The organism is Streptomyces sp. NPDC030838 (genome assembly GCF_055572035.1).
The window spans coordinates 36,398-54,126 of record NZ_JBVIED010000005.1 but is presented as its reverse complement, the minus strand read 5'-3'; the positions used below and the strand labels follow the sequence as shown (position 1 = coordinate 54,126).

Sequence of the window (17,729 nt, the reverse complement as noted above, 5' to 3'; positions counted from 1 at the left end):
CACCTACCCGATGGCCATCCGCGCCAGGTCCGGGAAGTCCGTCACGACCGCGTCCACGCCCAGCCCGTAGTGCAGCGCGTACTCCGCGAACGCGTCGCCGAAGTCGGTCGCCGTCGTGCCGCGGCGCAGGGCGGGCGGCAGGTACTGGTTCTCGGCGCGGAAGGTGTACGGGCCGATCCGCAGACCCGCCGCATGGGCGTCCGCCACCAGTGAGGTGGGGGTGCCCATGCCGCCGTCCGGGGTCACCGGCACCACCGAGGACTTGTCGGGGCCGATCCAGTCGGCGTAGCGGGCGATCCGCGCCAGTCCGGCCGGGGTCATCATGTCCTTGTACGTCGTCGGATCCCCGGCGGAGACCAGGTCGTACGGCCCGCCGGTGGTCCCCAGCGCCTGCCACAGCGGCACGCCGAGGTCCTCGTCCGCGATCCGCCGCAGACTGGTCGGCTCGAACGACTGCACGACGCATGCGCGCGGTCCGAGCCGGTTGCGGCGGATGATCTCCGCCAGCTTCGGCTCCAGGGGCAGGCCGAGGGCGCGGAAGTACGTCGGGTGCTTGGTCTCCGGGAAGACGGCGACCGTCCGGCCGTACGTCCTCGACAGGCGCCGGGCGAGGTCCACGACCTCCTGGAAGGTCAGCACCCGCTCCCGGCCGTCGAAGACGGTGTTGCGGTTGCGGACCGTGGGCAGCCGTTCGACCGCCCGCAGCGTCTTCAGCTCGGCCAGCGTGAAGTCCTCGGTGAACCAGCCGGTCACCGACCGCCCGTCCACCGTCTTCGTGGTGCGGCGGTCCGCGAACTCCGGGTGCGCGGCCACGTCGGTGGTCTGCGAGATCTCGTTCTCGTGCCGGACCACCAGCACGTGGTCCCTGGTCGGCACCAGGTCCGGTTCGATCCAGTCGGCGCCGGTCTGCACGGCGTACGTGTAGGAGGCGGCCGTGTGCTCGGGCCGCCACCCGGCGGCGCCCCGGTGCCCGATGACCAGGGGACGGCGGGTGCGGTCCGCGGCCTCGGCCGAGGCGGGCAGGGCGGTGGCCGCGGAGGTGCCCACGGCGGCCGCGAGCAGCAGGGATCGGCGTCTCATCGGTGTCTGACTCCCTTTCCGTGTACGGCGGTTCAGTCACGTGCGCGGGCCCGCGCCTCCGTCAGCCGGGCCAGGTGCTCCTCGTAGCCCTTCGCGTAGTACGCCGCCCGGTCCGGGTCCGGTTCGACGATCGCCGTCGGCCGGGTCCACGCACCGGCGTCCAGGCGCGCCCCGTACCGCTCCGCCGCCGCGAGCACCGCGCCCCGCGCGCCCACCTCGCCCTCGACGACCCGCAGCGGCCGGCCCAGCACGTCGGCCAGCAGCCGCATCCACGCGGCGCTGCGGGTGCCGCCGCCGCACACCGCGAGCGAGCCGGTCAGCCCCGCGGCCTCCAGGCAGTGCCGGGCCGCGTACCCGATGCCCTCGCAGGTCGCGCGGATCAGGTCGCCGCGGGTCGACTCCAGGCTGACGCCGGTGAGTTCGGCGCGCAGCCGGGGTTCGACGAACGGGGCGCGCTCGCCGGACGGAGCGAAGTACGGCAGGACGCGGACGCCGTGTGCGCCGGGCGGGGTCCCGTCGAGCAGCCCGTCCACCTCGGAGTGCCGGACCCCGGTGGTGGTGAGCACCCAGTCCAGGGCCGCCGTGCCGACCATCGCGGGCATGGCGCGCAGCCAGTGACCGGGGCGGTCGGTGGAGATGTACAGGCCGGCCGGTTCGCCGCTCAGGTCCAGCTCGGTGGTGGCCACCAGCGCGGCCAGACAGGTGCCGACGATCAGCAGACCGTCCCCCGGGGCGGTGACGCCCGCGCCGAGCGCGCTCGCCGGCAGGTCGTACGGCCCGTTCGCGATCCGCGTGCCGGGCGGCAGGCCTTCCCGGGCGGTCGCCGTGGCCGTCGGGTCGCTCACCGGGGCGAGCAGGCGACGGCGGTGGGTGAGGCCGAGCAACTCGACGACCCGGTTGTCGTACGTCCGGGTCCGCGGGTCCAGGAACGGCATCGACGCGTCCGAGACATCCGTCGTCGCCGGTGCCCCGGTCAGCCGCCGGAACACCATGTCCTTGCAGTACAGGGCGGTCGCGGCGGCGTCGAGCGAGCCCGGCTCATGACGGTCGAGCCAGGCCAGCAGGGGGCCCGGGCAGCCCGGGAACATCGCGCTGCCGGTGCGCCGGAACACCGTCTCGAAGGTGCCGTCGGCCAGCCACTGGTCGAGCAGTTCGTGCGCCCGCCCGTCCATCCAGGAGGCCGCCGCCCGCACCGGGCGGCCCTCCTCGTCCACCAGCCACACCCCGTCGCCCTGCCCCGTCAGACCGGCCAGCGCCACCGGCCCGGGCACCCGCGCGGTCAGCGCGCCCAGCACCTCGACGACCGCCGCGTACACCTCCTCCATGTCCTGCTCGACGAACCCGCCGCGCAGTGCGAGCCGCACCGGCCGGGACTCGACGCCCAGCTCCCGCCCGGCCTCGTCGAAGGCGGCGGCCTTCACCACGGACGTGCCCACATCGATACCGACGTACATAAGACCTCCCGGGTCCCGTCAGGTCAGGCAGTGCGCCAGCGGCTCCCCGCGCGCCCAGCGCCCCACCTCGGCGGCCGCGATCCGCGCGGCCTTCTCGGCGACGGCCCGGCTGGCGCCGCCCAGGTGCGGGGTCAGCACCAGCCGGTCCGCGAAGCCGTACAGCGGGGACTTCGGCGGCAGCGGCTCGTGCGCGTAGGTGTCCAGCGCCGCCGCCGAGACCCGTCCGGCGGCCAGCGCGGCGCACAGCGCGTCCTCGTCCAGCAGCGGCCCGCGCGCCGCGTTCACCACCACCGCCCCCTCCGGCAGCAGCGCCAGCTCACGGGCGCCGATCAGGCCGCGGGTCTCGGCGGTGAGCCGGGCGTGCAGGCTGACCAGCCGGGAGCGGCGCAGCAGCTCGTCGAGGGAGGAGACCCGCAGGCCGTGGATCTCGCCGCGGACGTACGGGTCGTAGACCATCACCTGCGCGCCGAACGCGCACAGCACCCGCGCCACCCGGCTGCCCACCGCGCCGTAGCCGACCAGCCCGACCGGCAGGTCCTCCAGCTCCAGACCGCTGCGGTCGTACGTGTAGTAGGCGGCGCCCTCCCAACTGCCCTGCCCGGCCAGCGGGATGTGCGCCTGCGGGATGCGGCGCAGGGCGGCCAGCATCAGGCCGACGGTGAACTCGGCGGTGGCGGCCGCGTTGCGCCCGGGGGCGTAACAGACCCGTACGTCATGGGACTTGGCGGCGTCGAGGTTGACGTTCACCGGGCCGCCCCGGCACACCACGACCAGCCGAAGGTCGGGCGCGGCGTCCAGGACCCGGGCGGTGACCGGGCCCATCTGGGTGACCAGCACCCGGCGGCCGTCGCCCAGCGCCTGGATCAGCTCGTCCTCGGCGTCACTGGCCTCGCTCACCTCGGCCACCGGGCCGAACGGCTCCAGCGGCCAGCCGAGCCGCAGCTCCCGGACGTCCGCCGGGTGTTCGTGCCGCACCGCGTCCGCGATCAGCGACGGCAGTACGAAGTGGTCACCGGCGGCCACGACACGGACGGGTTCCGGGGTCGTCGCAGGGGTCATCGGAGGGGTCATCGAAGGGACTCTCCCGTCTCGGCGTCGAAGACATGGGTGAGGTCGGGGTCGGCGGTGATGTGGACTCGTTCGTCATGCGCCAGCCGCACCTCGGGGCCTGTCAGGACGGTGACGGGCCGGTCCACGCCCGCGAGGGCGAGGGTCGCGAGGCCCGACTCCAGCAGCGGCTCGTGGGCCAGCACCCGGGCGGGCAGCCCGTCGGCGCCGGTCAGGGACAGGTCCTCGGGGCGGATGCCGACGACCACCTCGCGGCCCGCGGCCGGCCGCACCGGGAGTGGGAGCTCCAGCGTGTCGGAGAGGCGGGCGGCGTGGCCGTCGGCGGTGGCGGGCAGCAGGTTGATCGCGGGCTCGCCGACGAAGTCCGCGACGAAGACGGTGGCCGGATGGTCGTAGATCTCGTACGGCGTGCCGAGCTGCTGGATCACGCCGTCCTTCATCACGGCGATCCGGTCGGCGAGGGAGAGGGCCTCCTCCTGGTCGTGGGTGACCAGGATCGTGGTGTGCCCCAGGTCGCGCTGGATGCGCTTGAGTTCGCGGCGGGTGGTGTCCCGCTGGGCCGCGTCCAGATGGGAGAGGGGTTCGTCGAGGAGGAGGACGTCGGGTTCCCGGATCAGGGCGCGGGCCAGAGCGACGCGCTGCTTCTGGCCGCTGGACAGGCCGGCGGGGCGGGCGTCGAGGAGATCGGTGAGGCCGATGCGCTCCGCCATCTCGCCGACCCTGCGGTCCACGTCCCCCCGGCGGCCCCGCGCCTTCAGGCCGAACGCCAGGTTCTCCGCGACGGTCAGCGGCGGATACAGCGCGTAGTTCTCGAAGGCGACCCCGATGTTGCGCCGCTGCGCGGGCCGGTCCACCACCGACGCCCCGCCGACCAGGATGTCCCCGCCGCTCACCGCCTCCAGACCGGCGATCATCCGCAGCGTGGTGGACTTGCCGCAGCCCGACGGGCCGAGCAGCCCCAGCAGTTCCCCGGAGCGCAGGGCCAGATCGAGGCCGCGCACCGCGTCGACCGGCGGCCGGCCGCGCGGGCGGTAGGTCTTGCGCAGATCACGTAGCTCCAGCTCGGTCATCGGCGGCGCCCTTCGTGGTGCAGACCTCGTAGCGGACCTTGTGCTCGTCCAGGTCGCGCAGCGCCTCCGCGGACGCCCCGTCGTCGACCAGCAGCAGGTCGAAACGGGACAGCGGCACGACGCGGTGCAGGGCGACCCGGCCCAGCTTGGTGTGGTCGATCAGCAGGACGTTGCGGGCGGCGGAGTCGAGCATCGCCCGCTTCACGGAGACGATGTGCTGCTCCTGGTGGTAGGCGTGCCCGGCATGCACCCCCGAGGTGGAGGCGAAACACACGTCCACGCGCAGCTGCTGCACCGCCTCGACGCAGGAGACGCCGAGGAAGGAGGAGTGCAGCGGGTCGTAGTCGCCGCCGAGCGCCATGAGGTGGACGCCCCGCCGGCCCGCCAGGAGATTGATCGCCTCCAGGAAGTTGGTGACGACCGTCAGCGGGGTGATCTCGCCGAGGAGCAGTCGCCGGGCTATCTCCAGGGTGGAGGTGGAGTCGTCCAGCATGATCGCCATGCCGGGCTCGATCAGCCGCATCGCCCGGTCGGCGACGGCGGCCTTCTCGGCCCGCATGGTCTTCAGCCGGTACTGCACGTTCGACTCGAAGACACCCGACGGCTGCGCGGTGACCCCGCCCCGGAACTTCCGTACGATGCCCTGCCGGGCCAGCTCGTCGAGGTCCCGGTGGATGGTCATCAGGCTCACCCCGAACCGCTCGGCCAGCTCGGCTGCGGTCGCCGAGCCCTCGGCGAGCACGTGCTCGGCCAGGGCGGCCTGCCGGGCCGCGGGTCCCTGAAACGCGTGGTTGCTGCTGCTCATCGTGTCCCGATCCGTCGTCCTGGGCGCTCCGGCCCGTCGGCCTCGAACAGCAGCAGGTTCTCAGGCCGCACGGACAGCCGGACGGGGTCGTCGGGACGCAGCCCCGCGGCCTGCGACCGGGAGGCGACCAGGGAGACCCGGGCGGTGCCCAGACGGACCGTCACCTCCACGGAGCGGCCCAGGACTTCGGTGACGTAGACGCTGCCGGACAGCACATGGCCCGGGCCGCCGCCCAGCGTCAGATCCCGGGGCCGTACGCCGAGCTGCGCCGCGCCGCGAGCCGGGGCGTCCACGGGCAGTTCCACCACGCCGTCCGGCGACCGGAAGACGCCGTCCTCGACCGTCCCCGGCAGCAGATTGATCCGCGGCCGGCCGAACGCCCGCGCCACCTCGGTGTCGTAGGGCTGGTACCAGATCTCCTCCCGGGTGCCCGTCTGCACGATCCGCCCGTCCCGGATCACCCCGATCCGGTCGCCGAGCGCCAGCGCCTCCACCGAGTCGTGGGTGACGTACAGGGTGGTGGTGCGCCGCACCGCCCCGATCGCCTTCAGCTCGGCCCGCATCTGCTGGCGCAGCTTGGCGTCGAGGTGGGACAGCGGCTCGTCGAGCAGGAAGGCGCGGGCGGGGCGGACCAGGACCCGGCCGAGGGCGACGCGCTGCCGCTGCCCGTTGGAGAGCTGGCCGACGGGCCGGTCCAGCAGGCCCTCGATACCGAGGAGTTCCGCCACCTCGGTGATCCGCCGGCGCGCCTCGGCGGCCGGGAGCCGGTGACGCGGGGAACGCAGCGGGGAGGCGAGGTTGTCGTGGGCGGTGCGGTGCGGGTAGAGGGCGTAGCTCTCGAAGCACATGGCCACGCCCCGGTCGTAGGGCTCGACGCCCCGCATGTCCTTCCCGTCGATCTCGACCGTGCCCGCGTCGGGCTGTTCGAGCCCGGCGACGGTCTTCAGCGTCGTCGTCTTGCCCGCGCCGGACGGGCCGAGCAGGCAGAAGAACTCGCCCTCCCCGACCTCGAGATCGAGTCCGTCGAGCGCGGTGACCTTGCCGTACGTCTTCCGGATCCCGCGCAGTGACACCGTCATGACTTCACCGCCCCGAACGAGAGCCCCCGCACCAGATACCGCTGGATCAGCAGCGCCAGCAGCAGCGGTGGGATCACGGAGACCAGCGCGGCGGCGGCCGTGAGGTTGTACTTGGGCCGGTCGCCGCCGAGGAAGGACAGCGCGCCCACGGTCACGGTCTGCGCCTCGTTGGAGGTGAGGATCAGCGGGAAGACGAAGTTGTTCCAGGCGAAGATGAACGCCAGCAGGGACACGGCCGCGATGCCGGGCTTGACCAGCGGCAGGGCGACTTTGAAGAACGCCTGCTTGCGGGAGTAGCCGTCGAGGAGCGCCGCCTGCTCCAGCTCGGGGGTCAGATCGGCGAAGTAGGACCGCATGATCCACACGATCAGCGGCAGGGTGACCAGCTGGAGCACCCACACCATGCCGACGTAGGTGTCGAACAGCCCCAGCTCCTGATAGAGCACGAACAGCGGGATGATCACCGTGAGTTCGGGCGCGAACCGGAACGACAGCAGCGTGAACATGAGGTTGTCGGAGCCCTTGAACCGCCAGCGCGCCGAGGCGTACGCGGCCGGCAGCCCGACGAGCAGCGACAGCGCCACCGCCCCCACCGACACCACCAGGCTGTTGACGAAGAACCGGGTGAACGGGATGCCCTCGCTGTCGCCGAGGACGGTCCGGTAGGAGTCGAGGGTGGGGGAGAAGGAGAAGTACGTGCTGAAGAGCTGGTCGGCGGGTTTCAGGGAGAGGATCACCATCCAGGCGATCGGGAACAGCGCGAAGACGAAGTAGAGGACGAGGGCGGCGTCCGCGAGCCGGCCCAGCCACCGCCGTTTCACTTGGTCACCTCCGCGGCGCGTCGCTGGATCCGCCCCAGATGCCGGACGAGCACCATCGCGGCGAGATAGACCACGGCCCACAGCACGACCGTGTAGCTGATCCCGAAGGAGTAGCGCTGGAAGCGGATCGCCTCCAGGTACGCCCTGATCTGGAGGACCACCGTCGAGTCGCCGGGCCCGCCCTCGGTGAGGGCGTAGATGATGTCGAACACCTTCAGCGAGTCCATGAACCGGAAGATCAGCGCGACCAGTACGTACGGCCACAGCATGGGCAGCGTCAGCCGCCGGAAGGTGTACCACCAGCCCGCCCCGTCCACGGCCGCCGCCTCGAACGGGGAGGTGGGCAGGGACCGCAGTCCGGCGAGGGCCAGGATCGCCACGAACGGCGTGTACACCCACACGTCCACGGCGATCGACGACAGCAGTGCCCCGGTCGGGGTGTCCGTCCACTGCACATCGCCGAGCCCGAAGGGCCTGAGCAGGTGGTTCACCACCCCCACCGACGGCTGGAGCATCAGCTTCCACATGATCGCGGCGATCACCGGCGCGATCATCAGCGGCAGGATCAGGATCTTCTCCAGCACCCGCCCCACCAGCGACGACCGGTTCAGCAGCAGGGCGACCGCGACGCCGAGCACCGTCTCGAACCCGGCCGCCCCGACCGCGTACAGCGCCGTCACCCAGGCGGAGTTCCAGAAGGACTCCTCGGTGAAGACGGTCCGGTAGTTGTCGAGTCCGACCATGTCCGGCTGTGGTTTGCTCGCCGCGAAGTCGAAGACCGTGTAGTACAGGCCGAGCCCGAACGGGTAGAGGATCCCGCAGGTCAGCAGCAGTGCCGGGACGATCAGGAGATAGGGGCGCAGGGCGAGGCGCATGGGGTCAGCCGACCTTGCGGGCGAGGTCGTCCGCGAGCCCGTCGAGGACGGACCGCGCGCTCTTGCCGCCGTAGATCTCCTGGAGCGCGGAGGCCCAGCTGGTCGTCGCGTCGAAGAACTGCGCCTGCGGGGTGAACTGGATCTTCGTCTGGTCGACGACCGTCTCGAAGGTCTCGATGAAGCCGGGCAGGTCCTTCATCTTGTCCCGGTAGGCGGCGTCCTCGGCGATCGACTTGCGCACCGGGTCGATGTGGTTGTGGGTGAGCGCGCTCCTGCGCAGGTGCTCCTTCCCGGTCGCCCACTGGAGGAACAGCCAACTGGCGCTCTTGCGCTTGCTCTTGGCGTTCATGCCGAGGGACCAGATCCACATGTTGGTGGCGAGGGATCCGTCGGGCCCCTTCGGGCCAGGGTGGAAGGCGATCTTCCCGGAGGCCGGGCTGGCGCCCTCGACGGCCTGGAAGTAGGCGGCGGTGTCCGCGTCGAACAGCATCCCGGCCTTGCGCGCGCCGAGGTCGCTGGAGCACTGGTACCAGGTGTACGAGGTCCAGGACGGCGGCCCGCCCTGCTTGACCATCCGCGCCCAGTCCTCGGTGAACGCAACGGCCTCCGGGGTGTTCATGGCGGGGGTGAGCTTTCCGCCCTCGACCGTGAAGTCCTTCAGGCCGTTGCGGGCGTACATGGTCATGAACCCGGGGTGGATGGTGGCCCAGCTCCGGGAGCCCCGTACGGCGATCCCGTACATGCCGTCGAAGCCGGCGCCCGGCGCCTTCCGCTTGATGGTCCCGGCGAGGTCGACCAGCTCGTCGAAGGTCTCGGCGGGCTTGAGGCCGAGCTTGCGGAACACCTCGGTGTTGTAGGCGACGACGTTGGTCTCCCAGCCCCAGGGCAGCGCGTACTGCCCGCCCTGCCCGAGCGGAGCGCCCGCCTTCAGGTTCCACTGGTCGGCCTGGAGGAGGTTCGGGAAGAAGTCGGCCTGGTCCCATTCGTCGCCGGTGGCGGCGGAGTTGCGCATCCAGGGGCCGAGGTCCTCCAGCCAGCCCGGCGGGCCGTACTGCCACACCATGTACGCGCCGAGCATGAAGACGTCGTAGGAGGCCCGGCCGCTGGAGAGGTCGACGGTGAGCTTGTCGAAGTAGTTGTCCTCGGGGAAGACGTCGTACTCGACCTTGATCCCGGTCTTCTCGGTGAAGGACTTGAGGTCGGCGAGGAGCGCGTCCGTGTACGGATGCTTGTTCAGCAGCGCCTTGACGGTGGTGCCCTGCTCCCGCTTCCAGTCGAAGGAGCCGGTGATGTCGTCGGCGGCCGAGCCGTCGCTCTTGGTGTCGTTCCCGCCGAACCCGGCACCGCAGGCGGTGAGCAGGGGAGCCGCCGCCGCGGCGGCGGTGAGGGCGAGGAAGCGGCGGCGGTCGTGCGCGTGCGTGTCCATCCGTGACCTCCACATGTGGGCTCGGTCCGGTGTCTCCGGGGGTGGGTCCGGTGCGGGTTAACACGGCGAGTCGACTCGTTAACAGAGAGTGGAACCGCGTCAGTTGGCCGTCAATCCCTCGCGCACGGGGAAATCTCAGGGCATGGTGAGAAGTTCACACACCGGGACGCTAAGCGTGGGAGGACCGGATGGCGGACGAGCGAGTGGCCTGGCTGGGCATCGACCTCGGCACCCAGAGCGTCCGCGCCCTGGCCGTCACCGGGGACGGCACGGTCCTCGGCTCCGGCGCGGTGCCGGTCGCCGGCCGACGGGACGGGGTACGGCACGAGCAGGACCCGGAGCAGTGGTGGACGGCGGTGTGCGGGGCGTCGCGGGAGGCGCTGCGGGCGTGTCCCGGCGTGCGGCTCGGCGGGCTCGCGGTGTGCGGGACGTCCGGGACCGTGCTGCTGACGGACCGCGCCGGACGGCCGCTGGGACCGGCGCTGATGTACGACGACGGGCGGGCGGCGGGCGAGGCGGCCCGGCTGCGCGCGGCGGGGCTCGCCGTGCAGGACACCTGGGCGCTGCCGAAGGCCCTGTGGCTCGCGGCGGCCCAGGGTCCGGGCCGGATCACCCACCAGCCGGACGTGATCACGGCCCGGCTGACCGGCCGCCCGGTGCCGACGGATTCCAGCCACGCGCTGAAGACGGCGTACGACGTGGAGGCCGAGGCCTGGCCCGACCTGCCGGATCTGGCCGAGGGAGCCCTTCCGGACGTCGTCCGCCCTGGCGCGGTCCTCGGCGAGGTCCGCCCGGCCGCCGCCGAGGCCACCGGCATCCCCGCCGGTACCCCGGTCGTCGCCGGGATGACCGACGGCTGCGCGGCCCAGATCGCCTCGGGCGCGCTGCGGGAGGGCGCGTGGAACTCGGTGCTGGGGACCACGCTGGTGCTGAAGGGCGCGGCGCGGGAGCCGGTGCGGGACGGCACCGGCGTGGTCTACAACCACCGGGCGCCGGACGGCGGGTGGCTGCCCGGCGGGGCGTCCAGCGTGGGGGCGGGGGTGCTCACCGCCCGCTTCCCGGACGCCGCCCCGGCGGCGATGGACCGCGCGGCGGCGGCCTTCGAGCCGTCGGGCGCGGTGGCCTACCCGTTGGTGTCCCCGGGCGAACGCTTCCCGTTCGTGGCCCCCGAGGCGATGTCCCTGCTCCTGGGCGAACCCACCTCGGACGCCGACCTCTGGGCAGCCCTGCTCCAGGGCGTCGGCCTGGCGGAACGCCTCTGCCTGGACTACCTGGACCACCTGGGCGCCGCCCTGAACGGCCCCCTCACCTTCACCGGCGGCGCCACCCGCAGCCCCTACTGGACCCAGCTGCGCACCGACATCCTCGGCCGCCCGGCCCACCTCCCCGAACACCCGGAACCGGCCTTGGGCATGGCGGCCCTGGCCCGCCACGCCCTGACCCATCCCGAGTCCCCCCTGACCGACACCACCGACCGCATGGTCCGCATCCGCACCACAGTCCACCCCCGCCCGGACCGCACGGCTCGCTACACGGGCCCCTACCTCCGCCTCCTGGACGCCCTGGAATCCCGCGGCTGGCTGCCGGGCCCGGTGGCGGCGCATGCGCGCCGCCTCACGGCGCGGAATACTGGCGGCTCATGACCGCCACCCTTCTCCTCGCCCGTCACGGGCAGACCGTCTGGCATGGCGAGAACCGGTATGCCGGCGTCAGCGACATCGCGCTCACCGACACCGGCCGCGCCCAGGCGGAGGCCCTGGGCCGCTGGATCGGGGAGCATCCGGTGGACGCCATCTGGACCTCGCCGCTGTCCCGGGCCGTGGCCACCGCCGAGCCCGCCTGCAAGGCCCTCGGGCTCACCGCTCGCCGCGAACCCGACCTGCGGGAATGCGACTTCGGGGTCCTGGAGGGCCGTACGCTCGCCGAGTTCGCGGAGGAGGAGCCGGCGCGCGCGGAGGCCTTCCGCGCCGACCCCGTGGCCCACCCGTTCCCCGGCGCCGAGGACCCGACGGCTGCCGCCGACCGAGGAGCCGCCGCCCTGCGCCGCATCGCGGCCGCCCACCCCGGCGAGCGGGTCCTGGTCGTCGCCCACAACTCCCTGCTCCGGCTGGTGCTGTGCCGTCTGCTGGGCATCCCGCTCGGCGACTACCGTCGGGTCTTCCCCAAGCTGCGCAACGCCGCGCTCACCGAGCTGCGCCTCGACCCGGACACCGGCGCCGCGGGGCTGCTCTCGCTCAACATCCCCACCACATGACCATGGGGGAGGCCCCGCGAGTCACGTCCTCGCGGGGCCTCCCCTTTACTCCGCCCGCCTGCGTGAAGGGTGAGAAGACGATCACGAGGCAGGACGACCGGAACGACGCTCAGGGCGCCAGCAGCAGCACATCCGCCCGGGACTTGGCGGCCTCATAACGGCGGGCGACGTCCTGCCAGTTGACGACCTGCCACATGGCCTCGATGAAGTCCACCTTCTGGTTGCGGTACTGCAGGTAGAAGGCGTGCTCCCAGGCGTCGAAGACCAGGATCGGCGTCGCGCCCTGCCCGACGTTGCCCTGGTGGTCGTAGACCTGCTCGACGATCAGCCGGCCGCTCAGCGGCTCGTACGCCAGCACGCCCCAGCCCGAACCCTGGGTGGTGGCGGCGGCCTTCGACAGCTGCGCCTTGAAGCCCGCGAACGAGCCGAACGACTCGGCGATGGCGTCCGCCAGCTCGCCCACGCCGTCCTTGTCCAGCGGCTCGCCGCCGCCGTCACCGGTCATGTTGTGCCAGTAGATGGAGTGCAGGATGTGCCCGGACAGATGGAACGCCAGGTTCTTCTCCAGGCCGTTGATCGACCCCCACTGCTCCTTGTCCCGCGCCTCGGCCAACTGCTCCAACGTGTCGTTGGCGCCCTTCACATAGGCCGCGTGGTGCTTGTCGTGGTGCAGCTCGATGATCTCCGGGCTGATCACGGGGGCGAGCGCGGAGTAGTCGTACGGCAGTTCAGGAAGCGTGTAGACGGGCATGGCGGGTCCCCTCCGACCTCTTATTGCAAGTAGCTTGCAACTACACGCTATCAACAACAAGACCCACGACAGGTGCGGGGGCAACAAGAAGGCCCCCACGTGTCGCCACGTGGGGGCCTTCGAACGGCCTTGGAGGAAGCGCGCTTACGCCGACTGCTCGCGCCTGCGCTGCCAGAGGTAGCCGACGACCGCCAGGAACAGCGTCATGCCGCCCGTCGAGTACAACTGCACCCGGGTGTCCGGCTCCCGCGCCATCAGCACGAAGATCGCCGCCATCCCGGCCAGCGCGACCCAGGTCAGCACCGGGAACGCCCACATCCGCACGACCAGCTTCTCCGGCGCCTCGCGCTCCACCCGGCGGCGCAGCCGCAGCTGGGAGACCGCGATGAAGATCCAGACGACCAGAATCACCGCGCCGATCATGTTCAGCAGCCAGGGGAAGACGTCGTCCGGCCGCCAGTAGCTGAGCAGGACGCAGGCGAAGCCGAACACCGACGACGCCAGCACCGCGATCCGCGGCACCCCGCCGGACACCCGGCCCAGCGCCTTCGGGCCCTGCCCGCGCTCCACCAGCGAGTAGGCGATGCGCGAGGAGCCGTAGATGTTGGCGTTCATCGCGGACAGCAGCGCGACCAGCACGACCACGTTCATCAGCTGGCCGGCGCCGGGGATGCCGAGGTGGTCGAGGGTGGCCACGTAGGGGCCCTTCTCGACGATCTCCTTCGAGTCCCACGGCACCAGCGTCACCACGACCGCCATCGAGCCGATGTAGAACAGCGCGATACGCCACATCGCCGTGCGGACCGCGCTCGCCACGCCGCGCACCGGGTCCTCGGACTCGGCCGCCGCGATGGTGACCGTCTCCAGGCCGCCGTACGCGAAGACGGAGGCGAGCAGGCCGATGACCAGGCCCTCGCCGCCGCCCGGCAAGAAGCCTCCCTCTCCGGTGAGGTTGCTGCTGCCCGGCGCGTCCGTGCCCGGCAACACGCCCAGGATGGCGAGCACGCCGAGCACCAGGAACAGCGAGATGGCGATGACCTTCAGCGCGGCGAACCAGAACTCGAACTCGCCGAAGTTCTTCACGGCGGCCAGGTTCGCCGCGCAGAAGACGACCATGAACAGCGCCACCCACGCCCACTCGGGCGTCCCGGGCAGCCACCCGCTGACGATCTTGGCGGCGCCGATGCCCTCCAGGCCGACCGCCGTGCACAGCAGCACCCAGAACGACCAGCCGGCCGTGAAGCCCGCCCACGGGCCGATGGCCCGCTCGGCGTGCGCGGAGAAGGAGCCCGACGACGGATACGCGGCCGACATCTCGCCCAGCATCCGCATCACCAGCATCACCAGGAGGCCGGAGAGGATGTAGGCGACGACGATCGAGGGACCGGCGGCGGCGATACCCGCGCCGGAGCCGACGAACAGGCCCGCGCCGATCACGCCGCCGAGGGCGATCATCGACAGGTGGCGCTGTTTCAGGCCATGGGAGAGGGAGGCGTCCGCCTGCGGCGGAGTCTCCTGAGCGGTGGTGCTGGGCATGGGCGCGGCTCGTCCATCCAGTGAGGCGGGGACAGGTAAAACGCCCACAGTCTGGGCGGCGATCCCGGTCAGGGGAGAGCGCCGTTCACTATGCGGACGCACAGAGTACGGAGTGTACGGCTCCACTCACGCGGCACGAGTCGGAAACAAGTCGAACGCGAGTCGGAATCGAGTCGGCACGGGTTGGCGGAAACCTACAGCCTCCCCTGCCCCGCCCCACGTGACGCACACGTCTCCACCTCAGTGACCGTTATCACGCCCCGGCAGGTGTCATCGGCACTCTTTGTGCACACCCCACCACGCCCGCGCTCCAGCCTTTGTCGAGCGGTAACGGTGATCGGCTCAGGTGCCCTGGGTTAGCGTCACGGTGTCCCGTACCGCCCTCACTCGCGGAGTCCCCATGAGCACCGCCACCGCCACCTCCCTCGCCCGCCCGGGCCAGGTCCTCGCCGACCTGCTCCCGGCCTCCCGCGTCCGCGACATCGCCCTCGTCGCCGGCGGTGCCGTGCTCACCGGACTCGCGGCCCAGCTCTCGGTGCCCGTGCCCGGCTCCCCGGTCCCGGTGACCGGCCAGACCTTCGCCGCCCTGCTCGTCGGCACCGCGCTCGGCGCCGGCCGCGGCTTCCTCTCCCTGGCGCTGTACGCCCTGGCCGGCATCGCGGGCGTGCCGTGGTTCGCGGAGGGCGCCTCGGGCGCGGCGATGCCGTCCTTCGGCTACGTCCTCGGCATGCTGCTCGCCGCCACCGTCGTGGGCGCCCTCGCCCGCCGCGGCGCCGACCGCTCGCCGTGGCGCATGGCGGGCGCGATGCTGCTCGGCGAGGCGATCATCTACGCGGTCGGCGTGCCGTACCTCGCCCTGGCCCTGGACATGTCCGCCTCCGCCGCGATCGCGGCCGGCCTCACCCCGTTCCTGATCGGCGACGCCCTGAAGGCGGCCCTGGCGATGGGCGTGCTGCCCGCTGCCTGGAAGTTCGTGAACAAGCGCTGACGCGCCAGGCGGTGCGGATGAGCTCGCCGGGTCGTGCGGCAACGACTCCCGGCGAGCCTCTTCCGTGTTTCCGGGCCGTGCCGCCCCCAGGGGGAAGTCCACGGCCCGGTCATGTCACCGCGACGCCGACTCCGGCCGTCGCCGCGTCCACCACACCCCTGCCGTACCCGCCGCGACCAGGACCGTCCCCGCCGCGCCCAGCGGCAGCAGCGCCTCCCGCCCGACGCCGGTCCTCGGCAGCTCGTCGCCGCCCGGTGCCACCGGCTCGTTGTCGGTGCCGAGCAGCAGGGGAGTGGCCGGGGCGTTCGGTGACGGGTTCGCCGTACCGAAGGGCACCGGGCCCTGCTGCCAGAACGTCCTGCTCCCGTCGGCGGTCTGCACCGGCAGGCAGATCTTCCCCTCCTTGCTCAGGTCGTAGGTCGCGTCGACGTCGTACGACCGGGACGCCCCGGCGCCGAGTTTCCCGACCGCGCAGCTGAAGCCGCTGTTCGAACCCTCCGGCAGATCCTTTTCGGGAATCGCCGTGCAGCCCTTCACTTCATCGATCCGAAGGCCGTCGAATCCCACGACCAAGAGCCGGATGTCATCGCTTTCCTTCGTTCCCCCGTTCTTTACGGTGGCCGTGATCTCCGTCTTTTTCGAACTCTTGTCGACGGAGATCTGTTCGGGCAGCAGCGTGGTCAGTTCAACCCCCGCCGGTGCCTTGTCGATCGCCTTTCCCCCCTTGCTGCTTCCGGGTCCCCCCTCTTCCGCGACGACGGCGGTGGAAAGGATCACCACCGCCGAGAAAGATGCCACGACCAGCGATCCCGCGATGGCCGTCCTGCGGCGAGAACTCATGTTCGCCCCCCTCGTCCCCCTTGGCTGCGCCTGAATTCGCAGCACTTGAAGAGGTACCACAAGATTTCGCCACACTATGCTGGTACGGCGCGAAGTGGGGCCATTGTGGGGGTGCAGCGAATTGCCGGGATTTCCGGGGCTCTTGGTGGCGGAGCGTTATCGGCTGGCCGAAAGCATAGGCCAGGGAGGAATGGGGCGGGTGTGGCGAGCCGCCGACGAAATACTCGACCGGGAAGTCGCCGTCAAGGAAATGCGCATCGACGGTCTCGACGCGGAGGACGCCCGCACCCGCCGCGAACGCACGCTGCGCGAGGCCCGGGCCACTGCGCGGATCGACCACCCCAACGTCGTCCGCGTCTACGACGTGGTGGACGAGGGCGACCGCCTGTGGATCGTCATGGAGCTGATCGCCGGCCGCTCCCTGGAGCGGATCATGACCGAGCAGGGCCCGCTCGGCCCGCGCGAGACGGCCCGGATCGGCCTCGGCCTGGTCGCCGCCCTGCGCGAGGTGCACGCCCGCGGTGTCCTGCACCGCGACATCAAACCCGGCAACGTCCTGGCCGGGCCGGACGGCCGGCGTGTCGTCCTCACCGACTTCGGTATCGCCGCCATCCAGGACGCCAAGGCGCTCACCATGGCCGGCATGCTCGTCGGCTCGCCCGACTACATGGCACCCGAGCGGGTCTCCGGGCGCCCCCAGGGCCCGCCGTCCGACCTCTGGTCCCTCGGCGCCACCCTCTGCGCGGCCCTCGCCGGCCACTCCCCGTTCGCCCGCGACACCACCCTGGCGACCCTGCACGCCGTCCTCTACGAGGAGCCCCGACTCCCCGCCGGCGCGGGCCCGTTGCACGAGATCCTGTCCGCGCTGCTGGCCAAGGACCCGGCGGCTCGCCCGGACCTGGAGGCCGTGGGGGCAGCCCTGCGTCCCGTCGCCTTCCCCCCGCCGACCCCCACCCTGAAACCCACGCCGGTCCTCATCCGCCCCCCGGACCCCGAGCCTCCGAAGCCCCGCCCCCGACTTCAGGCGGGGCTGGCGGCAGCGGGCGTCCTCACGGCGGCCGCGGTGACCGCGCTCGTCCTCACCGCCACCTCCGGCGCCCCGGACGACGGCACCGACCGGGCGGCGGGCTCCCCGCCCACCACCGCTTCCCCCACGGTCGAGGGCACCTCCCGTCCTCCGAGCCTTCCGCCGGGCGCCCGCAGAGAAGCGGGCGGGTTCGCCTGGGCGCCACCGGAGGGCTGGCGCCGGGATGTGCGGACGGGGGCCGAGATCCACTACACGGCCCCGGACGGCACCCAGGAACTCGTCGCCAAGTCCGCCCTCGCCCGGGGCGACTTGATGGAGACGTGGCGCACCTCGGAACAGAACGCCCACCAGGGGCGGAACTACCGGAAGATCCGCCTGGAGGAGACGGAGTTCCGCGGCCATCCGGCGGTGGTCTGGGAGTACGCCTTCACGCTCGACGGCGTGGACTGGCACGCGCGGCTGCTCGGCTTCACCGCGAGGGGGAAGTCGTACCAGATCAACACGTGGTACCAGCCGCGGACGGAAAGCGAGGCGCTGCGGATCTACGACGATGTGAAAAAGGGCTTCACGGTGTTGTGAGAAAGGTGTTGTGAGAAGCGTGCCGTGAGAACCGTGCCTTGAGAAAGGGCTGTGAGAAGGGCCCCGCGGCGAAGTG

The 17,729-nt window shown here is 71.9% G+C and carries 16 protein-coding genes; 4 read left to right on the top strand and 12 right to left on the bottom strand.

The features are described from left to right. Positions 1–3: 3 nt before the first annotated feature. From ACZ42A_RS15690 to ACZ42A_RS15650, 9 genes are read right to left on the bottom strand one after another with little or no spacing between them, the layout of a single operon-like run. Positions 4–1,080: a glycerophosphodiester phosphodiesterase family protein gene (locus ACZ42A_RS15690; RefSeq protein WP_468527743.1), complete on the bottom strand. Its 1,077-nt coding sequence runs from the start codon at positions 1,078–1,080 to the stop codon at positions 4–6. Positions 1,081–1,112: 32 nt separating this feature from the next. Continuing rightward, complete coding sequence (locus ACZ42A_RS15685; protein WP_468527742.1) at positions 1,113–2,534, bottom strand: FGGY family carbohydrate kinase; 1,422 nt, start codon at positions 2,532–2,534, stop codon at positions 1,113–1,115. Positions 2,535–2,552: 18 nt separating this feature from the next. Next, a complete protein-coding gene (locus ACZ42A_RS15680) occupies positions 2,553–3,593 on the bottom strand; it encodes a 2-hydroxyacid dehydrogenase (protein ID WP_468527741.1) in 1,041 nt (346 codons plus the stop codon). Positions 3,594–3,601: 8 nt separating this feature from the next. Then, the gene (locus ACZ42A_RS15675; RefSeq protein ID WP_468527740.1) at positions 3,602–4,672 is read right to left on the bottom strand and encodes an ABC transporter ATP-binding protein; all 1,071 of its coding nucleotides are present in this window, start codon (positions 4,670–4,672) and stop codon (positions 3,602–3,604) included. Then, positions 4,650–5,477 (bottom strand): DeoR/GlpR family DNA-binding transcription regulator, encoded by an 828-nt coding sequence (locus ACZ42A_RS15670; RefSeq protein WP_468527739.1) that lies wholly within the window; start codon positions 5,475–5,477, stop codon positions 4,650–4,652. The genes ACZ42A_RS15675 and ACZ42A_RS15670 overlap by 23 nt, the downstream gene beginning before the upstream one ends. After that, on the bottom strand, positions 5,474–6,556 hold the full coding sequence (locus ACZ42A_RS15665; protein ID WP_468527738.1) for an ABC transporter ATP-binding protein: 1,083 nt from the start codon (positions 6,554–6,556) through the stop codon (positions 5,474–5,476). The genes ACZ42A_RS15670 and ACZ42A_RS15665 overlap by 4 nt, the downstream gene beginning before the upstream one ends. Then, positions 6,553–7,377: a carbohydrate ABC transporter permease gene (locus tag ACZ42A_RS15660; protein ID WP_468527737.1), complete on the bottom strand. Its 825-nt coding sequence runs from the start codon at positions 7,375–7,377 to the stop codon at positions 6,553–6,555. Before ACZ42A_RS15660 ends, ACZ42A_RS15665 begins: the two co-directional genes overlap by 4 nt. Beyond that, on the bottom strand, positions 7,374–8,252 hold the full coding sequence (locus tag ACZ42A_RS15655; protein ID WP_468527736.1) for a carbohydrate ABC transporter permease: 879 nt from the start codon (positions 8,250–8,252) through the stop codon (positions 7,374–7,376). The genes ACZ42A_RS15660 and ACZ42A_RS15655 overlap by 4 nt, the downstream gene beginning before the upstream one ends. Before the next feature lie 4 nt (positions 8,253–8,256). Then, positions 8,257–9,678 carry an ABC transporter substrate-binding protein gene (locus ACZ42A_RS15650; protein ID WP_468527735.1) on the bottom strand — a complete coding sequence of 474 codons (1,422 nt, stop codon included), beginning with the start codon at positions 9,676–9,678 and terminating at the stop codon, positions 8,257–8,259. Positions 9,679–9,866: 188 nt separating this feature from the next. Between ACZ42A_RS15650 and ACZ42A_RS15645 the strand changes: the two genes are divergently transcribed. Together ACZ42A_RS15645 and ACZ42A_RS15640 are read left to right on the top strand one after the other, a co-directional pair. Next, complete coding sequence (locus ACZ42A_RS15645; protein WP_468527734.1) at positions 9,867–11,321, top strand: FGGY-family carbohydrate kinase; 1,455 nt, start codon at positions 9,867–9,869, stop codon at positions 11,319–11,321. Further along, positions 11,318–11,932: a histidine phosphatase family protein gene (locus tag ACZ42A_RS15640; RefSeq protein ID WP_468527733.1), complete on the top strand. Its 615-nt coding sequence runs from the start codon at positions 11,318–11,320 to the stop codon at positions 11,930–11,932. Before ACZ42A_RS15645 ends, ACZ42A_RS15640 begins: the two co-directional genes overlap by 4 nt. Positions 11,933–12,041: 109 nt before the next feature. Here ACZ42A_RS15640 and ACZ42A_RS15635 read toward each other — a convergent pair whose 3' ends face one another. Further along, positions 12,042–12,683, bottom strand: coding sequence for a superoxide dismutase (locus ACZ42A_RS15635; RefSeq protein WP_468527732.1), 642 nt, complete (start codon positions 12,681–12,683; stop codon positions 12,042–12,044). A gap of 144 nt (positions 12,684–12,827) precedes the next feature. Beyond that, positions 12,828–14,219 carry an amino acid permease gene (locus ACZ42A_RS15630; protein WP_468527731.1) on the bottom strand — a complete coding sequence of 464 codons (1,392 nt, stop codon included), beginning with the start codon at positions 14,217–14,219 and terminating at the stop codon, positions 12,828–12,830. Between the two features lie 400 nt (positions 14,220–14,619). Here ACZ42A_RS15630 and ACZ42A_RS15625 point away from each other — a divergent pair, with 400 nt between their 5' ends. Further along, positions 14,620–15,207, top strand: a complete 588-nt coding sequence (locus ACZ42A_RS15625) for a biotin transporter BioY (protein ID WP_468527730.1) — start codon at positions 14,620–14,622, stop codon at positions 15,205–15,207. A gap of 114 nt (positions 15,208–15,321) precedes the next feature. Here the strand turns inward: ACZ42A_RS15625 and ACZ42A_RS15620 are convergent, their stop codons facing one another. Beyond that, positions 15,322–16,047 carry a hypothetical protein gene (locus tag ACZ42A_RS15620; RefSeq protein ID WP_468527729.1) on the bottom strand — a complete coding sequence of 242 codons (726 nt, stop codon included), beginning with the start codon at positions 16,045–16,047 and terminating at the stop codon, positions 15,322–15,324. A gap of 76 nt (positions 16,048–16,123) precedes the next feature. Here ACZ42A_RS15620 and ACZ42A_RS15615 point away from each other — a divergent pair, with 76 nt between their 5' ends. After that, positions 16,124–17,653 carry a serine/threonine-protein kinase gene (locus ACZ42A_RS15615; RefSeq protein ID WP_468527728.1) on the top strand — a complete coding sequence of 510 codons (1,530 nt, stop codon included), beginning with the start codon at positions 16,124–16,126 and terminating at the stop codon, positions 17,651–17,653. The last annotated feature ends 76 nt before the right edge of the window (positions 17,654–17,729 follow it).